This window comes from Marinobacterium weihaiense (genome assembly GCF_019061305.1).
Classification (GTDB): domain Bacteria; phylum Pseudomonadota; class Gammaproteobacteria; order Pseudomonadales; family Balneatricaceae; genus Marinobacterium; species Marinobacterium weihaiense.
Map to the genome: position 1 here is coordinate 25,791 of NZ_JAHQZT010000011.1, position 22,802 is coordinate 48,592.

General features: G+C 59.8%; 21 protein-coding genes. 15 read left to right on the forward strand and 6 right to left on the reverse strand.

Annotation, left to right across the window (positions count from 1 at the left end; genetic code table 11):
• The first annotated feature begins 35 nt into the window (after positions 1 to 35).
• The gene (locus KTN04_RS10080) at positions 36 to 1,268 is read left to right on the forward strand and encodes an EAL domain-containing protein (protein ID WP_217335107.1); all 1,233 of its coding nucleotides are present in this window, start codon (positions 36 to 38) and stop codon (positions 1,266 to 1,268) included.
• Here the strand turns inward: KTN04_RS10080 and KTN04_RS10085 are convergent.
• From KTN04_RS10085 to purM, 4 genes are read right to left on the reverse strand one after another with little or no spacing between them, the layout of a single operon-like run.
• Positions 1,184 to 1,465, reverse strand: a complete 282-nt coding sequence (locus tag KTN04_RS10085; RefSeq protein WP_217335108.1) for a YfcL family protein — start codon at positions 1,463 to 1,465, stop codon at positions 1,184 to 1,186. The genes KTN04_RS10080 and KTN04_RS10085 overlap by 85 nt on opposite strands.
• Positions 1,462 to 2,166: a DUF3108 domain-containing protein gene (locus KTN04_RS10090; protein WP_217335109.1), complete on the reverse strand. Its 705-nt coding sequence runs from the start codon at positions 2,164 to 2,166 to the stop codon at positions 1,462 to 1,464. The genes KTN04_RS10085 and KTN04_RS10090 overlap by 4 nt, the downstream gene beginning before the upstream one ends.
• 13 nt (positions 2,167 to 2,179) lie before the next feature.
• Complete coding sequence (gene purN / locus KTN04_RS10095; RefSeq protein ID WP_217335110.1) at positions 2,180 to 2,830, reverse strand: phosphoribosylglycinamide formyltransferase; 651 nt, start codon at positions 2,828 to 2,830, stop codon at positions 2,180 to 2,182.
• A gap of 1 nt (position 2,831) precedes the next feature.
• Positions 2,832 to 3,890, reverse strand: a complete 1,059-nt coding sequence (purM, locus tag KTN04_RS10100; RefSeq protein ID WP_217335111.1) for a phosphoribosylformylglycinamidine cyclo-ligase — start codon at positions 3,888 to 3,890, stop codon at positions 2,832 to 2,834.
• Positions 3,891 to 4,076: 186 nt separating this feature from the next.
• Here purM and hda point away from each other — a divergent pair, with 186 nt between their 5' ends.
• The 5 genes from hda (at position 4,077) to trhO (ending at position 7,600) form a co-directional block, all read left to right on the forward strand.
• The gene (gene hda / locus KTN04_RS10105) at positions 4,077 to 4,763 is read left to right on the forward strand and encodes a DnaA regulatory inactivator Hda (RefSeq protein ID WP_217335166.1); all 687 of its coding nucleotides are present in this window, start codon (positions 4,077 to 4,079) and stop codon (positions 4,761 to 4,763) included.
• The gene (locus KTN04_RS10110; RefSeq protein ID WP_328515982.1) at positions 4,760 to 5,473 is read left to right on the forward strand and encodes a TIGR01621 family pseudouridine synthase; all 714 of its coding nucleotides are present in this window, start codon (positions 4,760 to 4,762) and stop codon (positions 5,471 to 5,473) included. Before hda ends, KTN04_RS10110 begins: the two co-directional genes overlap by 4 nt.
• A gap of 35 nt (positions 5,474 to 5,508) precedes the next feature.
• A complete protein-coding gene (locus KTN04_RS10115) occupies positions 5,509 to 5,733 on the forward strand; it encodes a hypothetical protein (protein ID WP_254262491.1) in 225 nt (74 codons plus the stop codon).
• Positions 5,726 to 6,523, forward strand: coding sequence for a tRNA cyclic N6-threonylcarbamoyladenosine(37) synthase TcdA (tcdA, locus tag KTN04_RS10120; protein ID WP_217335113.1), 798 nt, complete (start codon positions 5,726 to 5,728; stop codon positions 6,521 to 6,523). The genes KTN04_RS10115 and tcdA overlap by 8 nt, the downstream gene beginning before the upstream one ends.
• A gap of 90 nt (positions 6,524 to 6,613) precedes the next feature.
• Positions 6,614 to 7,600, forward strand: a complete 987-nt coding sequence (trhO, locus tag KTN04_RS10125) for an oxygen-dependent tRNA uridine(34) hydroxylase TrhO (RefSeq protein ID WP_217335114.1) — start codon at positions 6,614 to 6,616, stop codon at positions 7,598 to 7,600.
• Positions 7,601 to 7,857: 257 nt separating this feature from the next.
• Here the strand turns inward: trhO and KTN04_RS10130 are convergent, their stop codons facing one another.
• The gene (locus KTN04_RS10130) at positions 7,858 to 8,685 is read right to left on the reverse strand and encodes a helix-turn-helix transcriptional regulator (RefSeq protein ID WP_217335115.1); all 828 of its coding nucleotides are present in this window, start codon (positions 8,683 to 8,685) and stop codon (positions 7,858 to 7,860) included.
• 181 nt (positions 8,686 to 8,866) lie between these two features.
• Here KTN04_RS10130 and KTN04_RS10135 point away from each other — a divergent pair, with 181 nt between their 5' ends.
• From KTN04_RS10135 to KTN04_RS10145, 3 genes are all read left to right on the forward strand, one after another.
• On the forward strand, positions 8,867 to 10,333 hold the full coding sequence (locus KTN04_RS10135) for an alanine/glycine:cation symporter family protein (RefSeq protein ID WP_217335116.1): 1,467 nt from the start codon (positions 8,867 to 8,869) through the stop codon (positions 10,331 to 10,333).
• An 81-nt stretch (positions 10,334 to 10,414) separates the two neighbouring features.
• Positions 10,415 to 11,818 (forward strand): aspartate ammonia-lyase, encoded by a 1,404-nt coding sequence (locus tag KTN04_RS10140; RefSeq protein WP_217335168.1) that lies wholly within the window; start codon positions 10,415 to 10,417, stop codon positions 11,816 to 11,818.
• Positions 11,815 to 12,822, forward strand: a complete 1,008-nt coding sequence (locus tag KTN04_RS10145) for a type I asparaginase (RefSeq protein ID WP_217335117.1) — start codon at positions 11,815 to 11,817, stop codon at positions 12,820 to 12,822. Before KTN04_RS10140 ends, KTN04_RS10145 begins: the two co-directional genes overlap by 4 nt.
• A gap of 17 nt (positions 12,823 to 12,839) precedes the next feature.
• Here KTN04_RS10145 and KTN04_RS10150 read toward each other — a convergent pair whose 3' ends face one another.
• Positions 12,840 to 13,703, reverse strand: a complete 864-nt coding sequence (locus tag KTN04_RS10150; RefSeq protein WP_217335118.1) for a prephenate dehydratase — start codon at positions 13,701 to 13,703, stop codon at positions 12,840 to 12,842.
• Between the two features lie 112 nt (positions 13,704 to 13,815).
• Here KTN04_RS10150 and trmH point away from each other — a divergent pair, with 112 nt between their 5' ends.
• The 6 genes from trmH to lhgO all read left to right on the forward strand — a co-directional run bounded on the left by trmH (position 13,816) and on the right by lhgO (position 22,655).
• Positions 13,816 to 14,517, forward strand: a complete 702-nt coding sequence (trmH, locus tag KTN04_RS10155; RefSeq protein WP_217335119.1) for a tRNA (guanosine(18)-2'-O)-methyltransferase TrmH — start codon at positions 13,816 to 13,818, stop codon at positions 14,515 to 14,517.
• 21 nt (positions 14,518 to 14,538) lie between these two features.
• Positions 14,539 to 16,668, forward strand: coding sequence for an ATP-binding protein (locus tag KTN04_RS10160; protein ID WP_217335120.1), 2,130 nt, complete (start codon positions 14,539 to 14,541; stop codon positions 16,666 to 16,668).
• Positions 16,665 to 18,032 (forward strand): sigma-54-dependent transcriptional regulator, encoded by a 1,368-nt coding sequence (locus tag KTN04_RS10165; RefSeq protein WP_217335121.1) that lies wholly within the window; start codon positions 16,665 to 16,667, stop codon positions 18,030 to 18,032. Before KTN04_RS10160 ends, KTN04_RS10165 begins: the two co-directional genes overlap by 4 nt.
• A gap of 182 nt (positions 18,033 to 18,214) precedes the next feature.
• Positions 18,215 to 19,243 carry a TAXI family TRAP transporter solute-binding subunit gene (locus KTN04_RS10170; protein WP_217335122.1) on the forward strand — a complete coding sequence of 343 codons (1,029 nt, stop codon included), beginning with the start codon at positions 18,215 to 18,217 and terminating at the stop codon, positions 19,241 to 19,243.
• Between the two features lie 71 nt (positions 19,244 to 19,314).
• Positions 19,315 to 21,450, forward strand: a complete 2,136-nt coding sequence (locus tag KTN04_RS10175; RefSeq protein WP_217335123.1) for a TRAP transporter permease — start codon at positions 19,315 to 19,317, stop codon at positions 21,448 to 21,450.
• Entirely contained in the window at positions 21,450 to 22,655 is a 1,206-nt protein-coding gene (gene lhgO, locus KTN04_RS10180) for an L-2-hydroxyglutarate oxidase (RefSeq protein WP_217335124.1), read from the forward strand. The genes KTN04_RS10175 and lhgO overlap by 1 nt, the downstream gene beginning before the upstream one ends.
• Positions 22,656 to 22,802 lie beyond the last annotated feature (147 nt).

A 22,802-nucleotide genomic window follows, 5' to 3' on the forward strand; every position in this document is an offset into this window, starting at 1 on the left:
TCGAGAGGCAATCTGTTTCTTGAATAGAGGTGTCCATGCAAGCATCCGTATTTCCCTGGTTCCAACCGATTATCGAGGTGGCAACCGGGCGTGTGGCCGGTTATGAAGCGCTGGCGCGGCAGTATGACGAGGAAGGACGGGTGGTGTCCGCCGGCGCGCGCTTTCAGGATCCGGCTGTCAAGGCGGAGGAGCGCCTGGGGCTGGACCGTCAGGTGCGCGATCTGGCACTGGAAGCCTTTGCCAATGGCCCTGAGGGCACGTTCCTGACGCTCAATCTGTCACCGGAGTGGTTTGCGCGCCATTCGGCGGACGACCCTCTGCCAACTCTGGGCATGATTGATCGCTGTGGCGTGGACCCGCAGTGCGTGGTGATCGAGATTACCGAGCACGGCGGCGATCAGGCTCGAATTCGGCAGCTAGCCGACCGGTATCGCTCCCATTTGATGCGCATCGCCCTGGACGACTTCGGAACTGGCTTTCAGCAGCTGGACCGGCTGCTGTCTTTTACGCCGGATCTGTTGAAAGTCGACATGCGAATGTTCCAAAACAGTGCAATCGGGCACCAGGAAAGTGCGTTATTGCACACCATCGGTGACATGGCTGCCCGTTTGGGTAGCACGCTCATCTTTGAAGGTGTGGAAACAGTCGACGAGTTCTTTCTTGCACTGCAATGCAATGCCAGTTACGTGCAAGGCTTTCTGTTTGCCCCTGCGGTGGAAGAGTTTGTATCCGTTGACTGCTATCAGGCACAGGTACAGGTATTGCTGCAGCAGTATCTGGCGTTAATGGTGGAGCAGTCGGCGCGGCGCCAGTGGCAACTTGAAGGGCTGCAGGGGCAGTTGCTTGCCCTGCGCGAGTTGTTGCTGGCCAGTGAGGATTGCCTGCTTGCCTTGCAGCGCTATATCCCCGATCCGGTCGTGCTGCGTTGCTTCGTCTGCAACCGTGACGGCATTCAGATTTCACCCAACTACGCGTATCGAGACGCACAGTGGCAGCAAGATAGTGCTGTGCTCGGTCACAACTGGAGTTGGCGTCCCTGGTTTTACCAATTGGTTGCATCCAGTGATTATGAACGGCGTATGCTGCGATCAGCACCTTATGTGGATATCAGCGGTGGCCAGCGCTGTTTCACGCTGACCTTGGCGCTGGATGAGCAACGTGTGCTGCTGGTGGATGTGCTGGATCAGCTGGCCACGGAGGAGGCGGTATCACCGCAGACATCATTCCACAGTGACTTGATGCCGGACTTGTCCTGTTCGGTCAGTTGATCGACGGCAAAGGCCGACTCGAGGCTTTCCTGGACATCGTGCAAAAACGTCTCGTTGGAGGCGGGCTGTTCGGCGGCCACTAGGTTCAGGTGACCGATCAGGTAGCTGCAATAGAACAGCTCGTCCGGGTTATCCAGGGATGACTGTTCACGTGCCAGCAGGCGGGCTTCAGTCAGGTCGATCAGGCTTGCGCTCATGGGATCTCCAGGTTCTTCAGCAGCAGAGCGTAGGTCTTGCCGTCGGTTTCGGTCTGTTCAAGGCGGACAATCAGGTAGTCCAGCTCCGGGGCTAGCCAGATAAGGGTTTCACGGTCGGCATCTTCACCGCGGTCACGCATGACGCGAACAGCATTGAAGCGGCCGTACGGCGTTTCAACTTCTTCTTCACCGGTGACCGTGAAGCGGTATTGCTTTAGCTTGCCGCCGTCGGCAACCGCATAGGTCATGTCCCGCTTGCCGGCCAGCAGGTCCAGGCGCATCTGCAGCTGGTAACTGAGCTTGTCCTGAGTGGCTAACGGAATCTCCATTGTCCACGGCTTGTCCTTCACGGTGGTCGTGACGGATTGCTGGTTCCAGTCGAAGTCGAGGCTGGCCTTGCGGCTCTTGCCCAGTACCTTGCGGTGATAGCGGTAGCTGAGCGGCTGGATGGCAGACGGCTGGTAGCTGAAGCGTGTGACCTCGCTGATGCCGGCCATCATGGCTTCCGCCTCGGAGCTGAAACGCCACTGACCGTTCTCGGTCGGGGAGAGCTGGCGCACCGCCTCGCCATTAAGTGAGATGCCCATGTCGAAGGCGGTGGTGTAAGTGGCCTTGAAGGCCGGCAATGGAGCGGTATCGGCGTATGCCGGCAGGCTGCCAATCAGGCAGCCGGTCAGCAGGGTGGCAAGTGTCAGGCGCATACAACCTCCGTGATTAGCGGGTGGTGTATTGGTAACCGGATGCGGGCAGAAGTTCGCCATCAAACCGTACACCAGTCTGGTCCAGACTCAGGCGGCCAGCGCAGAACCACTGTACGGCCAGCGGGTAGATCTGGTGCTCGAGCTGGTGGACGCGTTGCTGCAGGCTCTGTTCATCATCGTCGGTAAGAATATCGGTTTTGGCCTGTACGATTAGGGGGCCGCCATCCAGCTCTTCGGTGACAAAGTGTACGGTGCAGCCATGTTCGGCATCACCGGCTTCCAGCGCACGCTGGTGCGTGTGCAGGCCCTTGTACTTGGGCAGTAGAGACGGGTGAATGTTAAACAGGCGGCCCTGATAGTGGCGCACCAATTCCGGCGTCAGAATGCGCATGAAACCGGCCAGAATCACCAGATCGGGGGTGTAACTGTCGATTAGTTCGATCAGGGCTGCATCGAAGCTTTCGCGATCGGTAAACTGCTTGTGGTCGAGCAGGCGGGCGTCGATGCCCGCCTGTTCGGCCCGGGTCAGACCAAAGGCACCCGGGCGGTTGCAAATGACCGCCTCGATGGTGCCGTTGATCTGGCCCTCAAGCGTCTGGTCCAGAATCGCCTGCAGGTTGGAGCCGCTGCCGGATATCAGTACTACAATCCGTTTCGGCGCCATCTCAGGCCTCCAGGCCGCGCAGTTCGACCTGCTCTTCGCCTTCAGTGGCGGCTTCGATCTGACCGATCAGCCAGGCGTTTTCGCCTTCGCCCTGCAATAGTGCGATCGCTTCGTCAGCCTTGTCAGCCGGAACGGCAATGACCATGCCCACGCCGCAGTTCAGAGTGCGGTACATTTCACGGGTTTCAACGTTGCCGCCTTCCTGCAGCCACTTGAATACCGGCGGCATTTCCCAGGAAGTGACATCAATCACGGCCTTGGCGGATTCCGGCAGTACGCGCGGAATGTTTTCCAGCAGGCCGCCACCCGTGATATGCGACAGGGCATTGACCTGAGATTCGCGAATCAGTTTCAGCAGCTGCTTGACGTAGATGCGGGTCGGTTCCAGCAGGGCTTCGGCCAGGGTTTTGTCACCCATCGGCTGCTGCAGGTCGGCATTGGTGACTTCCAGGATCTTGCGGATCAGCGAGTAGCCGTTGGAATGCGGCCCGGAAGAGGCCAGACCGATCAGCGCGTCACCGACCTGAACCTGTTTGCCGTCGATGATTTCGTCCTTTTCCACCACGCCGACACAGAAACCGGCCAGGTCATAGTCATCCCCTTCGTACATACCTGGCATTTCGGCCGTTTCGCCGCCAACCAGTGCGGCACCGGCCAGTTCACAGCCGGCACCGATGCCGGTGACGACGTCTGCTGCCATGTCGACGTTGAGGCGGCCTGTGGCATAGTAATCTAGGAACAGCAGCGGCTCGGCACCGGCCACAACCAAGTCGTTGACGCACATGGCCACCAGGTCGATACCAATGGTGTCATGCTTGCCCAAGTCCATCGCCAGGCGCAGCTTGGTGCCGACACCGTCGGTGCCGGTTACCAGTACCGGTTTCTTGTAACCTTCCGGCAGTTCGCACAGCGCGCCGAAACCACCCAGTCCACCCATCACTTCAGGACGGGCAGTGCGTTTGGCGACACCTTTAATACGCTCGACCAGGGCGTTACCTGCATCGATATCAACGCCGGCATCCTTGTAGCTCAGGGAAGTTTTTTCAGAACCTGTAGACATGGGTGTAGTCAACCTTTAAAGCGGGAAATAATCGGTAAAAAATTATCGAGCTAGTTTATCAGGTTGCGGGCGCTCTGTGTTAGAGTTACGCGCGTCATTTATTGGCTGGACGCAATTACCGGTTTAGGCACACCCATTAAGACGCTTGCAGTGACACAGAAACAGAACAGTCGTACCGCTGCACCCATGCAGCTACCCTTGGGGATTGGTCTCAGAGACGATGCCCGTTTCGAAAACTTCGTGCGTGGTCGCAACGGGTTGGTTTGTGCTGCCCTGGAAAAGGCAGCGTCGGGTTTTGGTGAACAGTACCTTTACCTGTGGGGCCATGTCGGCACCGGATGCTCTCACCTGTTGCAGTCCTGCTGCCATGCGTCTGACCCTGTCCGTCGCAGCGCGGTTTATCTGCCGCTGGCCGAGTTGAAAGAATACGGCCCGCGTATTCTGGAAGATTTCGATCAGCTGGATTTGGTGTGCATCGACAATCTCGAACAGGTTGCCGGCGATGCGGCCTGGGAAGAAGCGTTGTTCCATCTTTATAACCGGATGCGTGCCAACGGACATGTGCTGATCATCGCCGCCAGTCTGCCGCCGGCCAAGCTGGGCATCAAACTGGCAGATCTGGAGTCCCGTCTTAACTGGGGCATGGTGTTCCAGCTGCAGCCACTGGACGATGACACCAAGGTGGTGGCGCTCAAGGCCCGCGCCCGTGCCCGTGGCCTGCAGCTGAGTGACGAAGTCATTCGCTACCTGATGCATCACGGCAGCCGCAACATGGCGCACCTGCTGGTGACACTGGACAAGCTGGATGTGGCCTCGTTGAGCGCCCAGCGCAAGATTACCGTCCCCTTCGTCAAGCAGGTGATGAACTGGTGAGCCAGTTCAAAACCGCAGCCGCCTTCACGATTATCGAACATACCCCGCGCTTTGTTGTAATCGACAAGGCGCCGGGCATCAGCATGCACAAGGATGATCAGGACGCCGGGCTCGCCATGCTGTTGGAGCAGGTGCTGGGACAAAAGGTCTGGCCGGTGCACCGTCTGGACAAGGTGACATCGGGCGTTATGGTGTTCGCGCTCTCGGCCGCCGTGGCTGCCGAGCTATCGGCTGCCTTTGCCGAGCAGCGTGTCAGCAAGCTGTATCTGGCGTTGAGTGATCGCAAGCCCTCCAAAAAGCAGGGGCGAGTTGAAGGCGGCATGGTACGCAGTCGACGCAGCAGCTGGCGTCTGACCCGTGAACGTGACAATTTTGCCCGTACCGAATTTTACAGCGCCTCTCTCCAGCCGGGTCTGAGAGCCTTTCTCTGCCGTCCCTATACCGGTAAAACGCACCAGATTCGGGTGGCGCTGAAAAGCATCGGCGCGCCCATTATCGGCGATGCCATCTACCACGAAATCGTCGAACCGATACCGGATCGCACCTACCTCCACGCCTGGCAGCTGAGATTTATCCTGGGCAAGGAGTTGTTCGTCTTTCGTGCCGATCCGTCCATTGGTGAGCTGTTCCATCTGCCCGCGCTGGACGAATTGCTGGCGGGCGACTGGTCCGATCCCTTTTCCCTGCGCTGGCATGGTGCCGATAACTGAACTATCATGCGCGCCCTATGATGACTGATCAAAAAATGAACGAAAATCGCGTGCCGCGGGATTTTTACGCCCGCGAAACTGAAGAACAGCAACTGTTTCTGACCGACACCTGGTGTGATCATTGCCAGCAGCTGGGGCTGGGGATGTGTGACCCCGAGGAGTATGAACTCTTTGGCATGATCTTTATCGAAGGCAAGTGCAATGGGTGCGGCGAAACCGTACTGACCGAGTTGACCGAGGATGATTTCGACGATGAGTGAGGCTGTCGATCAACGCTTTGGCGGCACCGCCCGTCTGTATGGTCTGGATGAGTTGGCGCTGTTCCAGCGTTCTCATGTGGCCGTGATCGGCATCGGTGGCGTGGGTTCCTGGGTGGCTGAGGCGTTGGCCCGCAGCGGCATTGGGGAAATCACCCTGATCGATCTGGACGATGTCTGTGTCACCAATACAAACCGCCAGATCCATGCACTCAGCTCTACCATCGGTCAGTCCAAGGTGGCGGTGATGGCGGATCGGATTCGCGATATCAACCCGGATTGCCTGGTGCATGAGGTGGAAGCCTTTGCCACCCGTGACAATCTGGATGAGCTGCTGCACGAAGAGCTCAGTTACGTGGTCGATGCCATCGACAGCGTCAAGGACAAGGCGGCCATCATCGCCTGGTGCAAGCGGCGCAAAGTGCCGGTGATCACCATCGGCGGCGCCGGTGGCCAGGTCGATCCGACCCTGATTCGCGTGGCCGACCTGACCCGCACCCAGACCGATCCGCTGGCCGCCAAGGTGCGCTCCTTTCTGCGTCGCCATTACCGTTTCAGCAGCAGCGGTCGCCGCTTTGCCGTGGAGTGCGTCTACTCGGAAGAGCAGCTGCGCTACCCGCAGCCGGACGGCAGCGTCTGTCAGCAGAAAAGCGTGATGGAAAACGGCACCCGTCTCGATTGCGCCGGCGGCTTTGGTGCCACCACGGTGGTGACCGCGACCTTCGGCTTTGTTGCCGTATCGCGGGTATTGAAAAAACTTCAGGAGCGCGCGGCTCGCGAGCAGGCGCTCTGATTCACCCGAGGCGGGCTGGATGCAGTTTCCGGCCACCTCTTCATTCATGCTCCGGATTTACGCTCCGGACCGCAAGAACAGGAAAACCCCATGTCCAGCACTGTAGTCTGTGCCCTGTACAAATTCGTTACTCTGGAAAACTTCGAGCAGCTGCGTCAGCCGCTGCATGATTTGATGGTGGAGCAGGGCGTGCGTGGCACCCTGCTGCTGGCCAGTGAAGGCATCAACGGCACCATCGCCGGCAGCCGTGAAGGCATCGATGCGGTGCTGGCCTGGCTCAAGTCCGACCCGCGTCTGGCCGAGCTGGACTACAAGGAATCGTTCGACGAGAGTAATCCCTTCTACCGCACCAAGGTAAAGCTGAAGAAAGAGATCGTCACCCTGGGTGTCGAGGGCATCGATCCCAAGCGTGTGGTCGGCACCTACGTCAAGCCGCAGGACTGGAATGCGCTGATCTCTGACACGGACGTGATCCTGATTGACACCCGTAATGACTACGAAGTGCAGATCGGCACCTTCAAACATGCGGTCAACCCGCAGACCGATACCTTCCGTGAATTTCCGCAGTATGTGCAGGAGAATCTGGACCCGCAGAAGCACAAGAAAGTGGCCATGTTCTGCACCGGCGGTATCCGTTGCGAAAAGTCCACGGCCTACCTGAAAGAGCAGGGCTTCGACGAGGTGTATCACCTGGAAGGCGGGATCCTCAAATACCTGGAAGAGGTGCCGCAGGAGCAGACGATGTGGGAGGGCGAATGCTTTGTCTTCGACAACCGCGTCTCGGTCAACCACAGTCTGGAAAAGGGTGAATACGACCAGTGTCACGCCTGCCGTATGCCGATCACCGCAGAGGACAAGGCCAGCGAGCAGTATGAAAAGGGCGTCAGTTGCCCGCACTGTTTTGATCGTCTGACCGAGCGCCAGCGCGAGCGTTTTGTGCAGCGCGAAAAGCAGGCGCAGCTGGCCAAGGCGCGTGGCGAGGCTCATATCGGTGCCGAGGCCAATGATGTGATCGAGAAGCGTCGCCAGCTCAAGGCGGAGCAGCGCGAAGCGCAGAAAAAACGATCAGCCTCCTGATTATCAAGCAAAAAAAGGCCCCGCCTGAAACAGGTGGGGCCCAATGTGCAAACAACTCAAAACGGCCAGAGTTGGAAACGGGAATCCGAAAGAGCGCCAGGAAGAGGGCTCTCCCCCGTGTTCTGTCACCAGAACAGGTTAAATACTAACCGATTTTGTGCGATGCACAATAGCGTGTTTAGACGCTTTTGTTCTAACAAGGCGTTTTTTTGTGCAGTGCAACACCGGCGACTCCGATGCCAGCCGTGCCCACCCCGCTAGCGGCCGGTGTGATGGCGTGCCCGAAAGTGTATTTCATCCTCCCGCATTGTATTGCTGACGGCCGCGACTATGGCCGGGTCCAGGCCTTCACTGTTCGGCTCGATCAGCCCGCACATTGCCAGTGCTTTGCGTACGCGGATGTGCGTGCCCAGATATTCATAGAGCACCCGGGTGCAGCAGGGCATGCGTTCGCTGTTATCGGATACGCCGATGCGCAGCCCGGTCAGGCGCGTCAGCCGGTTTCGGAAGCTGGGGAACAGAATGGTCTGCGTCAGTTCGTGTCGGTTCAGGGTTTCATAGTCGCTCAGAAACAGGCGGTCACTGAGCATGACCACCACGCCCTGGTAGCGGTTGTGGCAGGCCGGCTGGCCGGGCTCCGGCTGCATGCGTTCGGTACGCTGAAACAGGTAGCGCCCGTCGTGTTCTTCGATGCTGACCAGCGTACGTATCAGCTTGCCAGGCGTTGACATCGACAGGTAGTACTCGAAATAGTGCCCCAGGTAGCGATCCAGGCCGCTTTTGCCAATGCGGCACAGGTGATCGACATGCTCGCTGATCAGGTCGCTGGCGGGGGCGGTCGATGGGTGCTGGCCGGGGCGTACCTGTACCAGACGCTGAAACTGATCGTGCGGCAACAGGATTTCATGCACTTCCACCCCGAAAAAGTCACACAGTCGCCGCAGCGTATTGGCTGAGGGCTTGTAACGACCGCTGAGGTAGCGGTTGAACTGGGGGCGGTTGATCTCCAGCCGACGACAGACTTCGGCAATGGACTTGTGATAGCTGCACAGCAGGCGCAGGTTCTGAGCAAAATCTTCGTTCAAACGCGTGACCTCGTGATGGAGAGCCGTTGTGGTGAAAAGTGCGCCAATAAGCGCTATTCCCGAGTGATGCGCTAACCGCATCAAAATGCGCCATCCCGTAGCCAGTGTGTCAAATTTTAACAGCGCACCGTGGCTGGTTAAATGCTTCGCTTTCTCACAACAAGAATAGCGGAGTACATCGATGTTGGATTTTCTCAACGATATTCTTTGGGGCAAGATACTGATCGCCTTGTTGATCGCGATCGGCGTCGGCTTCACCGTGGCCTCCCGATTCGTTCAGTTTCGCTACTTCGGTCGCATGTTCCGAATTCTTGGTGCCAGTCAGGCGTTCAAGCACGACAAGCATGGCCATCTGAGCTCCTTTCAGGCCTTGCTGCTGTCTGTGGCCGGCCGTGTTGGTGGCGGCAACATTGCTGGTGTGGCCGTTGCCATCACTCTGGGCGGGCCCGGCGCCGTATTCTGGATGTGGGTGGTTGGCATGATGGGCATGGCGACCAGCTTTCTGGAATGTACGCTGGCGCAGACCTACAAACAGGCCGAGCCTGACGGTACCTACCGCGGCGGTCCAGCGCACTATATCGCCCGTGGCCTGGGGCCGCGCTGGAAATGGCTGGCCGCGCTGTATTCGGTGCTGCTGCTGGTAACCTTCGGATTCTGCTTTACGGCGCTGCAGTCCTACGCGGTGGCGACCTCCGTGGGTGATGCCTTCGGTGTGCCCGTGTTCTACACCGGTATCGGCCTGGCCATGATTGTCGGCATGATCATCTTCGGCGGCGTCAAGCGTATCGCCAAGGTGGCCGAGGTGTTGGTGCCGGTCATGGCGGGTGGCTATCTGCTGATCGCCTTTGTGGTGCTGGGAATGAACTTCGACCGTATCCCGGATGTCCTGTCCCTGATCGTAAAAAGTGCCTTCGGCCTGGAGCCGTTGGTCGGCGGCGGTATCGGTGCAGCCATTCTGATGGGCGTCAAGCGTGGTCTGTTCTCCAACGAGGCGGGTCTGGGCAGTGCGCCCAACGTGGCAGCGGTGGCCTATGTGCCGCACCCGGCGAACCAGGGCATCGTGCAGGCGTTCTCCGTGTTCATCGATACGCTGATTATCTGTTCGGCCACGGCGTTCATCATTCTCCTCAGTGGCGTTTACGAACCGGGCAGTGGTGTCAGTGTCGAAGGCGTGGCATTGACGCAGTCGGCTCTGGCGGATCACGTGGGTGACTGGGGACGCATCTTTGTCAGCATCGCACTGCTGCTGTTCGGCTTCAGTACCGTGCTCTACAACTATTATCTGGGTGAGAACAGCCTCAACTTTTTCAGCACCGAAAACGCGAACCTGCTCAACGGTTTTCGTGTGCTGATCATCGGTCTGGTGTGCTGGGGCTCGACCACCGATCTGAGCACCGTGTTCGGCTTTGCTGATATCACCATGGGCCTGCTGGCGCTGGTGAACCTGATTGCGCTGCTGTTCCTGATCAAGCCGGGCCTGCGTATCCTGCGCGACTTTGATCGCCAGGTGGCGGACGGGGTTGAGCAACCGGTGTTCGATGCCAGCCAGTTCCGCGATATGAACGTGGATCAGGATGCCTGGGAGATCGAGCCGGAAGACCTGGAACGACTCAAGCAACGTGAAGCCGCACTGAAAGCGGGCAACTAACCCTTTCTTCTCCATTTGCTCCCGGACTGTTGCCGACCCCGGGAGCCTTTTTATTCCGTTAGCAAAGGTCTGATGCAAACCATGAAAACGCGCATTGAACATGATCTTTTAGGTGATCTGGCTGTTCCGGCAGAGGCCTGGTACGGTATTCAAACCCAGCGTGCGCTCGACAACTTTGCCATTACCGGCGTGCCGATCAGCCACTTTCCCGCGCTGGTGCGTGCGCTGGTACAGGTCAAGTCGGCGGCCGCCTGGGCCAACCGGGAGCTGGGTGTGCTGTCGGCCGAAAAGGCAGATGCCATCATGGCGGCCTGTGCCGAGATCGACGGAGGCCATCTGCATGATCAGTTTGTCGTGGATCTGATCCAGGGCGGCGCCGGCACCTCGACCAACATGAACGCCAACGAGGTGATTGCCAACCTGGCGCTGGAGAAGCTGGGACATGGCAAGGGCGAATATCAGTACCTGCACCCCAATGATGACGTCAACCGTTCCCAGTCGACCAATGATGCCTATCCGACTGCGGTGTGTCTGGCGGTGCAGTTTGCAGCCGAGCCGCTGGAGCAGGCCATTCGCAGCCTGATCGCGTCGCTGGAGGAAAAAGGGCGGGAGTTCGGTCACATCGTCAAGATGGGGCGTACTCAGTTGCAGGATGCCGTGCCGATGACGCTGGGACAGGAGTTCGAAGCCTTCGCCGTCAACCTGGCCGAGGATATCGACCGCCTGCACGAGGCCGGTCGCCTGCTGTGCGAGGTCAATCTGGGCGGGACCGCCATCGGTACCGGCATCAATGCGCCGGCGGGTTATCAGCAGCTGGCCGTGCGTCGCCTGGCAGAACTCTCCGGCAAGCCGGTGGTGTCGGCGAGCAACCTGATGGAAGCCAGCTCGGACATGGGTGCCTTTGTCATGTTCTCGGGCATTCTCAAGCGCTTTGCCATCAAATTGGGCAAGATGTGCAACGACCTGCGCCTGCTCTCCAGCGGGCCGCGTACCGGTCTGGGCGAAATTCTGCTGCCGCCGATGCAACCGGGTTCCTCGATCATGCCGGGCAAGGTCAATCCGGTCATTCCCGAAGCGGTCAACCAGACCGCCTATCAGGTGATTGCGGCGGATCTGGCCGTGACGCTGGCGGCGGAAGCCGGTCAGCTGCAGCTCAATGCCATGGAGCCGATGATTGTGTACAACCTGCTCAACTCGATCAAGATGCTGACCTCGGCGTGCACCATGCTGGAAACCCGCTGCATCACGGGCATTCGTGCCAACGAGGAGCAGTGTGCCCGCCATCTGGACAACAGCATCGGCATCGTCACCGCGCTGGTGCCGCATATCGGCTACAGCAACTCCACCCGCATTGCGGCCCGTGCCCTGAACAGCGGCTCGACAGTGCGTGAATTGGTGCTGGAAGAGGGGTTACTGCCGGAGGCGCAGCTGGATGCCATTCTCAGCCCGCTGGCCATGCTGGCGCCGGTCGCGGCGGCGTCATGAATGCCCGCGTATTGGTGATCTACACCGGTGGCACCATCGGCATGGTGGCCTCGGCAGCCGGCTATGTGCCCCAGGCGGGACTGGAGGCCCGGCTGCGGGCACAGCTGGGCGAACGCGCATTGCCACCGTTCGAACTGCTGGAGTATGACCGGTTGCTCGACAGTGCCAGCCTGGTGCCGGATGACTGGGCGCGCATCGCACGGACCCTGCAGACGCACTGGCACGCGTACAGCGGCTTCGTGATTTTGCACGGTACCGACACCATGGCTTATACCGCCTCGGCGCTGTCCTTCATGCTGGCGAGCCAAGACAAGCCGGTGATTCTGACCGGCTCACAGATTCCGTTGAGCGAGTCGCGCAGTGATGCGCTGGACAATCTGGTCACGGCGCTGATGTTGGCGTCGCGACCGGAGTTGGCCGAGGTGTGTATCTGCTTCAATGGACGCCTGTTGCGTGGCAATCGCAGTCGCAAGGTGAAAAGCAGTGGCCTGGATGCCTTCGACTCACCCAACTTCCCCTGGCTGGGGCAGGCGGGGATCGAACTGGCCCTGCGGCAGGACCTGCTGTTGCCGCTAGCCCCGGTCGCGTTCGACATCCGTCCGTACGATCCCGAGGCCGTCGTCATGCTGGGGGTTTATCCCGGCATGCCGGCACGGCTGGTGCGCGAGGCACTGGCGCCGGATACGGTGAAGGGACTGGTCTTGATGACTTATGGCGTTGGTAACCCGCCGGAAGCCGAGCCGGGTCTGATCGATGCGTTGGCGCAAGCCGGTGAGCGTGGTCAGGTGGTGCTGAATCTGACCCAGTGCCATCAGGGCGCGGTCAGCCAGGGCGCTTATGCCACCGGCGACCGGCTGAACTGTATCGGCGTGGTCCCCGGGTTGGATCTGACCCCCGAAGCCGCCTTTGCCAAGCTGCACTATCTGCTGGCACAGGGGCTGACGGCCGATGAGGTGCGCGGGGCGCTGCAGGTGTCGCTGCGGGGCGAGTGTACCCCGGCCTAGCGTCAGCGCCTCGGGTTTCAGAGTTCCAGGTTGAGGTGGCTGAAGCGGAAGGGGTGGGCTTCATAGGTGCCGATGACGCGCACCTCTTCGGCGAAGAAATGCAGCTCCTGCATGGCAAACTTCATGGCCTGCTGGTGCGGGTGGCCTTCGATGTCGAGATGAAAGCTGGAGACGGTCATGGTTTCGGACGCCATGTAGCTTTCCAGCTTGATCATGTTGACGCCGTTGGTGGCAAATCCGCCCAGCGCCTTGTACAGCGCGGCGGGAATGTTGCGCACGCGGAACATCAGCGAGGTGACGTAGCGCACCTCCGGGTCCAGCACCGGAATCATCTGGTCACGGGACAGAATCATGAAGCGGGTGGTGTTGCCGGTCTTGTCCTGAAAGTTGTCCTTTAGAATTTCCAGTCCGTACAGTTCGGCGGCCAGGCTTGAGGCGATGGCGGCATGCCCCGGCTGGCGCAGTTCTGCCAGCTCGGCAGCCGAGCCGGCCGTATCCAGAGCGGCAATGGGCTCGATCCCCAGCATGCGCAGGTTTTCGGCACACTGTGCCAGTGCCTGAGGGTGCGAAGAGACGGTCTTGATATCCTCAAGCCGGGTGCCCGGCACTGCCAGCAGGCAGTGGTTGACCGGCTCGAAATGTTCGCCGATCACGTGCAGGCGGGTCTTGGGCATCAGGCGGTAGATCTCTTCCACGCGACCGGCGGTGGAGTTTTCCAGCGGGATCATCGCCAGCTGGGCCTCGCCACGCTCGACCATGAACATCGCTTCCACAAAGGACTCGCAGGCTTTGGGCGTAAGTTCGGGGTGAACCCGGCGACAGGCCAGGTGAGAGTAGGCGCCTTGGTGGCCCTGGTACGCGATGGTGGTGTGTGCGCTCATGGTATCCATACAGTGACAGGGAAAAACGGGCCTGCATTATGGCACAGACCGTCAGCAGCTGAAAAAAATATCCGCTTTTGCTAAGGTCAGCGCGCCCCGATGGAGGAAGACGATGACCCCGGAACGTGAACAGAAGCTGCTGTCGATTCTGCAGCGCCGTCAGCCCGACCTGACCCTGATTGCCGAGCAGGTCCACAAGCCGCGCAATATTTCAGCGCTGATCCGCAATTGTGATGCCGCCGGCATTGCCGAAGTGCAGGTGGTCAGGCCCCGGGAGGGCTATCATAATTACCGTGGTACGGCGCTGGGGTCGGATCGCTGGGTGGACACCGCCCTGCACGACACCCTCGACAGTGCAATCGAGGCTGTGCGCGCTCGGGGCATGCGGGTCTATGCCGCGCACTTCTCCGATCAGGCGGTGCCCTACCGCGAGGTCGATTACACGTGCCCCTGCGCCATCATAATGGGGGCCGAGAAAGAGGGCATCAGCCCACGGGCCGCGGAGCTGGCCGATGAGCACATCATCATTCCGATGCAAGGTGTGGTCAGCTCGCTGAATGTGTCCACGGCAGCGGGTATCATACTGGCTGAAGCGATCGACCAGCGCCTCAAGGCGGGCCTGTACGCGCAGTCGCGCATGCCGTCTGACTGGATCGCGCGCAAGATGTTCGAGTCGCGTCACCCCAAGGTGGCCGAGTTCTGCCGCCGCCGCCGTCTGGCCTATCCCGCGCATGATACCCGGGGCGAGATGCTGGATCCCCAGGGCTGGAATGACCAGGTCAGCGCCGGCACGGCGCCGGGTGTGACGGCCTGATTCGGCCTGCAGGAGTTGCCCATGCCACTTGAGACCCCGAGCCGCCAGCGATACCCGGTCCGGGTTGTGGCCCTGTTCTACACCTTGCTGGTGGTCGGACTGGCCTGGTTCGCCGGTGCCTGGGCGCGCGACTGGGCCATGACCCGTCTGCATGAGCAGGGGGCCGACCGTCTGCTGTCCAGCGTCAGTCAGATGCGTACCACGCTGAACCAGTACAATTACCTGCCCTTTTTGATCGCCCAGAACACCGATGTGCATCGTTTGCTGCAGCCTCAGGCGACCAATCAGGCGATGGTGAATCGGGTGCTGGAGCAGGTTAATCTGGTGGCCGGTTCTACGGCACTGTTTGTACTGGGCACGGATGGTCGGCCGCTGGCGTTCAGCAACTGGCGTGAAGAGCATGCTTTTCCGCTGCAGTCGCAACATGATGAACATTACTTTCAACAGGCGCTGGCCGGCGAGCAGGGGCTGGAACTGCAGTTTCATGGCGAACCCGCCGAAGCCTCCCTGTTCATGTCGGCGCCGGTCTACACCAGCCGTCTGGCCGGTGTGGCGGTAATGCGCCTGGACATGTCCCAGCTGCGCGAGCAGCTGGCGGTGGAGTATCCGCTGGTGGTACGGGCCGCCTCCGGGCAGCTGGTGTTCAAGGCCGAGACGGACTGGCCGCTGGAGCCTGCCCAGCCAATGCGCCTGGGCGACGGCACGCGGGTGCAGCAGGTGCGCCGCCAGCAGGAGATGCTGCTGTTGCAATCGGTTGAGCTGGATGATCTGGGCTGGACGGTCTCGGTGCTGACCGATATCCAGCCGGCCCGCAGCCGTGCGCGCGTGGTTGCCGGCTCCGTGCTCGGGGGCGGTGTCGCGCTGGGGCTGTTGCTGCTGTATCTGCGCGAATCACGGCAGAAGCACCGGCTGAAACTGGAGCGCATGCGCGAGCGGGCACGCAGTGAAGAGCAGCAGCGTGACATCATCAACACCGCCCAAGTCGGGCTGGTGCATATCGACCAGCGGGGCCGGGTGCAGCTGGTCAACCCGATGGCGATGCAGATCTTCGGTGTGTCGGCAGAGCGGGTGCGCCATCGCTCGGTCATGGAGCTGCTGGGTGAGGGGTTCAGTGCCCAGCCGTTGCAGCAGGCACTGGCGGCGCTGGGCACCGATCGCTTTCGGCCGCTGACCGGGCTTGAAGTGGTCGGTCAACGCGGAGACGGCAGTGCCTTTCCGATGTTGCTGTCGATCCGGCAGATGACACACCATCCCGAATTGGGGTATTTGGTTACAGTGCTGGATATCAGCCGCCGCAAGCGTCTGGAGCAGGCGCTGCGCGAAGCCAACGAGTCGCTGGAGCAAAAAGTTGCAGAGCGCACTCGGGCATTGCAGGAAGCCCAGGCCGAGCTGGTGCAGGCCGGCAAGCTGGCGGCGCTGGGGCGGATGTCGGCCTCGGTGGTACATGAGCTGAACCAGCCCATGACAGCCATGCGCACCTATCTGGCGATTGCCGAACGCCTGCTGGAGCAGCCAGAGGGGCTGCGCAAGAATCTGAAATTGCAGGAACAGCTGCTGGACCGCATGGCTCTGATCACCGGGCAGCTGAAAACCTTTGCCTATCGCAAGCCAGAGCGGATCGAACCGGTCTCCCTGCAACAGGTGATGGCTCAGGTACTGCAGATGTTTCGCGGGCGCTTCGAGGAGCTGTCACTTCATCTGCAGTATACGCCGCCTGCCGATGACATTCTGATCGCCGGTGACAACGCACGTTACGAGCAGGTACTGATCAATCTGATCAAGAACGCTTGCGATGCCATGGCCGGTGCGGCGGAATCCACTAGGGGCGCGCATCGGCTTTGGATCGGCGTGGTCGAGTGCACGCCCGAGCACCTGTTGCTGGATATCCGCGACAATGGTCCGGGGATCGCCGAGACGGCGCGCGAGCAGCTGTTTGAACCTTTCTTCACCACCAAGGAAGTGGGACAGGGGCTGGGTCTGGGGCTGGCCATTGTCAGCAGTATCTTGCGCGACCTGGGCGGTGAAATCCGCATCATCGACCAGGGTGAAGGCGCCTGTTTTCGGCTGCGCCTGCCCTGTTATCGCGCCGACGCAGCAGGGCCACAACCGACCATCGAATCACAGACAACAGGCGAGGAGTCACAGTCATGAGTAGCCAGGGACGCGTCCTGCTGGTGGATGATGAGGCCATGGTGCGGGAAGCCACCACTCAATGGCTGGAGCTGTCCGGCTTTGACGTGGAAAGTTTCAGCCGTGCCGAAGCCGCACTGGAGCGGATTGATCCGTTTTGCGAGGGTATCCTGCTGACCGATGTGCGCATGCCGGGCATGGATGGTCTTCAGCTAATGCAGGCGGCCTTGCAGCAGGCGCCCGACATGCCGGTGATCCTGCTTACGGCCCATGGCGATGTTGACATGGCCACGGCTGCCATGCGTAACGGGGCTTATGACTTCATCGAGAAGCCCTATGTGCCCGACCGCCTGGTTGAACGTATTCATCGCGCCTGTGAAAAGCGGCGCCTGACGCTGGAAAACCTGCGTCTGCAACAGAACCTGGCGACCCAAAGCGGTCTGGATGGCCGCATGATCGGCATTTCACCGGCCATTCAGCGCCTTCGGCGCGAGATCCTGTCGCTGGCCGAGCTGGATACCAACGTGATCATCTATGGTGAAACCGGAACCGGCAAGGAGCTGGTGGCTCAGTGCCTGCATGACTACAGCAACCGCAGCAAGCGCCCCTTCGTGCCGATCAACTGCGGCGCCATCCCGGAAAATCTGATTGAGAGCGAGCTCTTCGGGCACGAGGCCGGCGCCTTTACCCATGCGGCCAAGCGTCGCATCGGCAAGTTTGAGCATGCCAGCGGCGGCACCCTGTTTCTGGATGAAATCGAAAGCATGCCGCTGCATCTGCAGATCAAGATGCTGCGGGCTCTGCAGGAGCACGTGATCGAACGCCTGGGGGCCAATGCGCCGATTCCGGTGGACCTGCGGGTAGTCGCGGCCGCCAAGGTGGATCTGCGCGATGACCCCAACTTCCGCGAGGATCTGTTCTACCGCCTGAGCGTCTCCGAGCTGCACATCCCGCCGCTGCGCGAGCGCATCGAGGATGTGCCGCTGCTGTTTGCCCATTATGTGCACCGTGGCGCCCTTGATCATGCTCGCGAGCCGCGGCCGCTGTCGGATCATGACCTGGATGCGCTGCAGTCCTATGCCTGGCCCGGTAACGTGCGCGAATTGAAGAACATTGCCATTCGATACGCCATTGATCCGCGGGCCAGTCTGGTGGAACTGTTGTCACGTCAGCAGCCGCTGCAGAGCGCGCCGGTGATGAATCGGCAGTCGCTGCCGCTGGCGGTGCAGGTAGCGGAATATGAAGCCCAGCTGATTCGGGATGCTCTCGAAACGCACCAGGGCAACATCAAGGCGGTAATGGAAGCGCTGGACCTGCCGCGCCGTACCCTGAACCAGAAAATGCAGCGCTATGGCCTCAATCGCAGCGATTTTACCGACGGATAAGCGGAATATTGCCGATTGTTTGGCGGACATATCGGCGGTTTTTTGCTTATCGGGGCGTGTGTAGATGATCCTAGGTCAATAATATCAATGACTTGAGCGTTTTTGATTGGTTGGCATGATTTGTGCCTTACCTGTTGTGTCAAGACAACAACCATAATGACAACAGGTATAAGGAAAACACCATGAATCAAGGCAAACGCACCCTGATCAAGGCACTGGGCCTGAGTTTGACCCTGGGCACACTGGCAACTTCCAGTGCGCTGGTACAGGCGGCCGATAATCGCTCGTATATTCTGGCGACCGCGTCCACCGGTGGTACCTACTATCCGGTGGGTGTTGCGCTGGCTACCCTGACCAAGGTGAAGCTGGAACCGACCCAGGGCATCTCCATGTCCGCCATCAACTCCGCCGGCTCCGGCGAAAACATCAAGCTGCTGCGTGAAAACGAAGCTCAGTTCGCCATCCTTCAGGGCCTGTACGGTGCCTGGGCCGGCAACGGCGAAGGTGCTATGGAAGCGTCCGGCAAGCAGGAAAACCTGCGCTCTGTCAGCATGCTGTGGCAAAACGTGGAGCACTTCGTGGTCCGTGGCAAATATGCTCAGACCGGCACCATTTCTGACCTCAAAGCCCTGGAGGGCGAGAAATTTTCCATCGGCAAGAAGAACTCCGGTACCGAGGGCTCCGGCCGCACCATCCTGGGCAACTTGGGCATTAATGCCGACGCCTTCAACCTGGCTTACATGGGCTATGGAGCTTCGGCTGATGCGCTGCAGAACGGCACCATCGATGGCATGAACATTCCGGCTGGCGTACCGGCATCTGCCATTACCCGTGCCTATGCTGCCATGGGCGATGATATTCGCGTGCTGGACTTTACCGACGAGCAGATGGCTCAGGCCAACGGCCACTATAAGCTGTGGACCCGTTACGTGATTCCGGCCAATACCTACCCGGGCCAGACTCGCGATATCAACACCATGGCGCAGCCGAACTTCCTCGCCGTACGTGATGACGTCAGCGAAGAAGATGTCTACCTGCTGACCAAGACTGTGTATGAAAACCTGCCGTTCCTGAACAGCATCCACAAGGCCACCAAGGCGATGGCACTGGAAAAGGCGATTGCCGGTCTGCCGGTACCGCTGCATCCGGGTGCGGCACGCTACTACCGTGAAGCCGGAATCACCATTCCGGATCACCTGGTCGCTGAATAACAGGGCCATAGGCGATCGGCCATTTTTGGCCGATCGCATCTTTCTTGTCTCATGCAATCAGGAATGAAGTGATGTCTGCTTCCAATCAAACCGACCAACAGACGGCCGAACAGCTCAAGGCCATGGAGCTGACGCAGCGTGACGAACACAGCGGTACAGGCCGCTTCGTCTACTGGGCCGGAGTGCTCTTTGCGCTGGCGCATATCTATTTCAATACACTGGGGACACTGTCCGAGTTGTGGGTGTCGGCCATCCATTTCTCCGGCTTTGCGCTCATCTGTGCACTGATGGTGCCGCTGTCGAAAAAGCATGCTAACGCGCGCTGGGCCATCGGTGTGGATCTGCTGATCGGGGCGGTTGCCATCGGCACCACGCTTTACCTGATGCTGTTTGAAGATGCGCTCTATGCCCGTGGCGTGCACTTCAATACTACGGACTGGATCGTCGCCGTGGTGGCGATCCTGGTCGCACTGGAGATGACCCGGCGTACCACCGGTTGGTTCATTCCTTCCCTGATCCTGTTCTCGCTCAGTTACGTGTTCTGGTGGGGGCAGTACGTTGATGGCATGTTCAATTTTCCGGGCCTGAGCCTGGAAACCGTACTGTATCGAAGCTATTTCTCGTCCGAAGGGATGTTTGGCTCCATTGCGCGGATCTCCTGGACCTACGTGTTCATGTTCATTCTGTTCGGGGCTTTCCTGGTCAAGTCCGGCGCCGGTGATTTTATTATCGAACTGTCGCGCTGCGCGGCCGGTCGCATGATCGGTGGCCCCGGTTTTGTCGCGGTGCTGGGTTCTGGTCTGATGGGGTCCGTATCCGGTTCCTCCGTGGCTAATACCGTGTCCACCGGTGTGATCACCATTCCGCTGATGCGCAAGGCCGGCTTCCCGGCGCGCTTCTCCGCAGGTGTCGAGGCAGCGGCTTCAACCGGCGGTCAGCTGATGCCGCCGGTCATGGGGGCGGGGGCGTTCATCATGGCGTCCTATACCCAGATTCCCTATGTTGAAATCATTGCCATCGCTGCCCTGCCGGCACTGCTGTATTTTCTGTCGGTCGGCTTTTATGTTCGCGTGGAAGCGCGTCGCAGCCACGCCCATGCCGTAGAAATGGACGTGCGCCCGATCAAAGACGTATTGAAAGAGGGTTGGCACTGCCTGCTGCCGCTGGTGGTATTGGTATCGCTGCTGATCTATGGCTTCACGCCCACCTACGCAGCCGGCATCTCCATTATCTCCGTGGTGCTGGCCTCCTGGCTGTCACCGAAGAAAATGGGTGTGCGCGATATTCTGGATGCGCTGGCACAGGGGTCGCGCAACATGGCTACTACTGCGATGCTGCTGGTGGCTGTCGGCCTGGTGGTGAACGTGGTGGCGATGACCGGCATCGGTAATACCTTCTCGCTGATGGTTACCGACTGGGCCGGCGGCAGCCTGCTGATCACTCTGGTGCTGGTAGCAATTGCATCGCTGGTACTGGGCATGGGTCTGCCGGTCACCGCGGCTTACATTGTCCTGGCGACCCTGTCGGCTCCGGCGCTGTACAGCCTGATGGCCGAACGTGAATTGCTGGAGTTGATGATCAACGGCAACCTGCCGGAAACGGCCCGTGCCATCTTCATGCTGGTTGACCCCAACAGCCTGACGGCGCTGGCTGCACCCATGAGCGAAACGCAGGCGGCCAATCTGCTGGCCCAGGTGCCAGCAGACTTCAAGGGACAGTTGCTGGATATGGCGATCGACGCCGATCAGTTGGCCATGATCCTGCTGGCGGCCCATATGATTATTTTCTGGCTGTCTCAGGACTCGAACGTCACGCCGCCGGTCTGTCTGACGGCATTTGCTGCTGCGGCCATTGCCCGCACACCGCCGATGATGACCGGTTTCACCGCCTGGAAGATTGCCAAGGGTCTCTATATCGTGCCATTGCTGTTTGCCTATACCGGCTTCATCGGCGGCAGCGCCGAGGAGGTGCTAACCATCTTCGTATTTGGCGTTCTGGGCCTGTATGCCTTTGTCGGTTTCATGGAAGGGCACCTGGAAGGGCCATTGAATATCGTGCTGCGCTTGCTTAGCGGTGCCTGTGCCGTCGGTCTGCTGTGGCCGCACGGTGAGTTGGCATACGACCTGATCGCGGCAGCGGTATTCATTGCACTATTCGTGTATAGCCGTCGCCTTGCGCCCAAAGCAACCCTGGAAGGAGCAGCATGATGCACAACCAATTCGATTTTATTGTCATTGGCGGTGGCATTCTGGGGCTGTCCACGGCACGCGAGTTGCAACAGCGTTTCCCCGACAAGCGTGTGCTGGTGCTGGAAAAGGAGAGTCGCCCGGCACAGCATCAGACCGGGCATAACTCCGGCGTAATCCACGCCGGGGTGTATTACAAGCCCGGCAGTCTCAAGGCGCGCTTTTGCAAGGAGGGTAACGCCGCCACCAAGGCGTTCTGCCGTGAACACGCCATTCCCTTCGATGAATGTGGCAAGCTACTGGTGGCCACCAACGCACTGGAGCTTGAGCGCATGCAGGGGCTGATCGGACGCTGTGCCGAGAATGAGCTGCCGATCGAGGTGCTGGATGCCGATCAGCTCAAGGCGCGCGAGCCGAATATCACCGGCGTTGGCGGCATTTTCGTGCCGTCCACCGGTATTGTCAGCTACACCCGTATCTGCGAGAAAATGGCAGAGCTGGTGGTTGCTGATGGGGGAGAGGTGCGTTACAACGCCGAGGTGCTGCACATTCGTGAGCAGCTGGAAGGGGTTGAAGTCGAAACCGAGCTGGAACGCTTTGACGGCGATTTCATGATCGCCTGCGCCGGCCTGATGTCGGATCGGATCGTGCGCATGCTAGGCCAGACGCCGGATTTCAAGATTATCCCGTTCCGAGGCGAATACTTCTTGCTGCCGCCGCAGCACAACCGGATCGTCAATCACCTTATTTATCCCATTCCGGACCCGGACCTGCCGTTTCTGGGTGTGCATTTGACGCGCATGATCGATGGTACGGTGACGGTGGGCCCCAATGCGGTGCTGGCCTTCAAGCGGGAAGGGTATCGCAAGACTGATATCAGCCTGAAGGACACCGTCGAAATGTTGACCTATCCGGGGCTGCTGAAGATGCTGGCCAGCAACTTCAAACCGGGCATGATGGAGATGAAGAACAGCCTGTTTCGTCGCGGCTACCTGGAGCAGGTGCGCAAGTACTGTCCGCAGCTGACACTGGATGATCTTACGCCTTATCCGGCCGGTGTGCGCGCCCAGGCCGTGGCGCCGGATGGCTCCCTGGTGGATGATTTCTTGTTCGTGAATACGGAGCGCTCGCTGGTGGTGTGCAATGCACCCTCACCGGCGGCCACATCGGCGATTCCGATCGGCGCCCATATTGTGGACCAGGTGGCGCAACGCGGTCTGGGCTGAGACAGCCGCTGCGGAAATACAGCCGGGCTGGGTGCAAACCCTGACACCTGTCAATTCTGCCACGGTGAACGGGTGTGCATAATGGCATGTCAATGTTGCGATCTTGTCGTGAATGAGTGTTAATGGATTGTCTTTAAACACTTGTCA

What these genes read in the sequence shown, in the direction of transcription:
- KTN04_RS10080 (WP_217335107.1), top strand. Translation starts at nt 36, where the DNA reads ATGCAAGCATCCGTATTTCCCTGGTTCCAACCGATTATCGAGGTGGCA.
- KTN04_RS10085 (WP_217335108.1), bottom strand. Translation starts at nt 1,465, where the DNA reads ATGAGCGCAAGCCTGATCGACCTGACTGAAGCCCGCCTGCTGGCACGT.
- KTN04_RS10090 (WP_217335109.1), bottom strand. Translation starts at nt 2,166, where the DNA reads ATGCGCCTGACACTTGCCACCCTGCTGACCGGCTGCCTGATTGGCAGC.
- purN (WP_217335110.1), bottom strand. Translation starts at nt 2,830, where the DNA reads ATGGCGCCGAAACGGATTGTAGTACTGATATCCGGCAGCGGCTCCAAC.
- purM (WP_217335111.1), bottom strand. Translation starts at nt 3,890, where the DNA reads ATGTCTACAGGTTCTGAAAAAACTTCCCTGAGCTACAAGGATGCCGGC.
- hda (WP_217335166.1), top strand. Translation starts at nt 4,077, where the DNA reads ATGCAGCTACCCTTGGGGATTGGTCTCAGAGACGATGCCCGTTTCGAA.
- KTN04_RS10115 (WP_254262491.1), top strand. Translation starts at nt 5,509, where the DNA reads ATGAACGAAAATCGCGTGCCGCGGGATTTTTACGCCCGCGAAACTGAA.
- tcdA (WP_217335113.1), top strand. Translation starts at nt 5,726, where the DNA reads ATGAGTGAGGCTGTCGATCAACGCTTTGGCGGCACCGCCCGTCTGTAT.
- trhO (WP_217335114.1), top strand. Translation starts at nt 6,614, where the DNA reads ATGTCCAGCACTGTAGTCTGTGCCCTGTACAAATTCGTTACTCTGGAA.
- KTN04_RS10135 (WP_217335116.1), top strand. Translation starts at nt 8,867, where the DNA reads ATGTTGGATTTTCTCAACGATATTCTTTGGGGCAAGATACTGATCGCC.
- KTN04_RS10140 (WP_217335168.1), top strand. Translation starts at nt 10,415, where the DNA reads ATGAAAACGCGCATTGAACATGATCTTTTAGGTGATCTGGCTGTTCCG.
- KTN04_RS10145 (WP_217335117.1), top strand. Translation starts at nt 11,815, where the DNA reads ATGAATGCCCGCGTATTGGTGATCTACACCGGTGGCACCATCGGCATG.
- KTN04_RS10150 (WP_217335118.1), bottom strand. Translation starts at nt 13,703, where the DNA reads ATGAGCGCACACACCACCATCGCGTACCAGGGCCACCAAGGCGCCTAC.
- trmH (WP_217335119.1), top strand. Translation starts at nt 13,816, where the DNA reads ATGACCCCGGAACGTGAACAGAAGCTGCTGTCGATTCTGCAGCGCCGT.
- KTN04_RS10160 (WP_217335120.1), top strand. Translation starts at nt 14,539, where the DNA reads ATGCCACTTGAGACCCCGAGCCGCCAGCGATACCCGGTCCGGGTTGTG.
- KTN04_RS10165 (WP_217335121.1), top strand. Translation starts at nt 16,665, where the DNA reads ATGAGTAGCCAGGGACGCGTCCTGCTGGTGGATGATGAGGCCATGGTG.
- KTN04_RS10170 (WP_217335122.1), top strand. Translation starts at nt 18,215, where the DNA reads ATGAATCAAGGCAAACGCACCCTGATCAAGGCACTGGGCCTGAGTTTG.
- KTN04_RS10175 (WP_217335123.1), top strand. Translation starts at nt 19,315, where the DNA reads ATGTCTGCTTCCAATCAAACCGACCAACAGACGGCCGAACAGCTCAAG.
- lhgO (WP_217335124.1), top strand. Translation starts at nt 21,450, where the DNA reads ATGCACAACCAATTCGATTTTATTGTCATTGGCGGTGGCATTCTGGGG.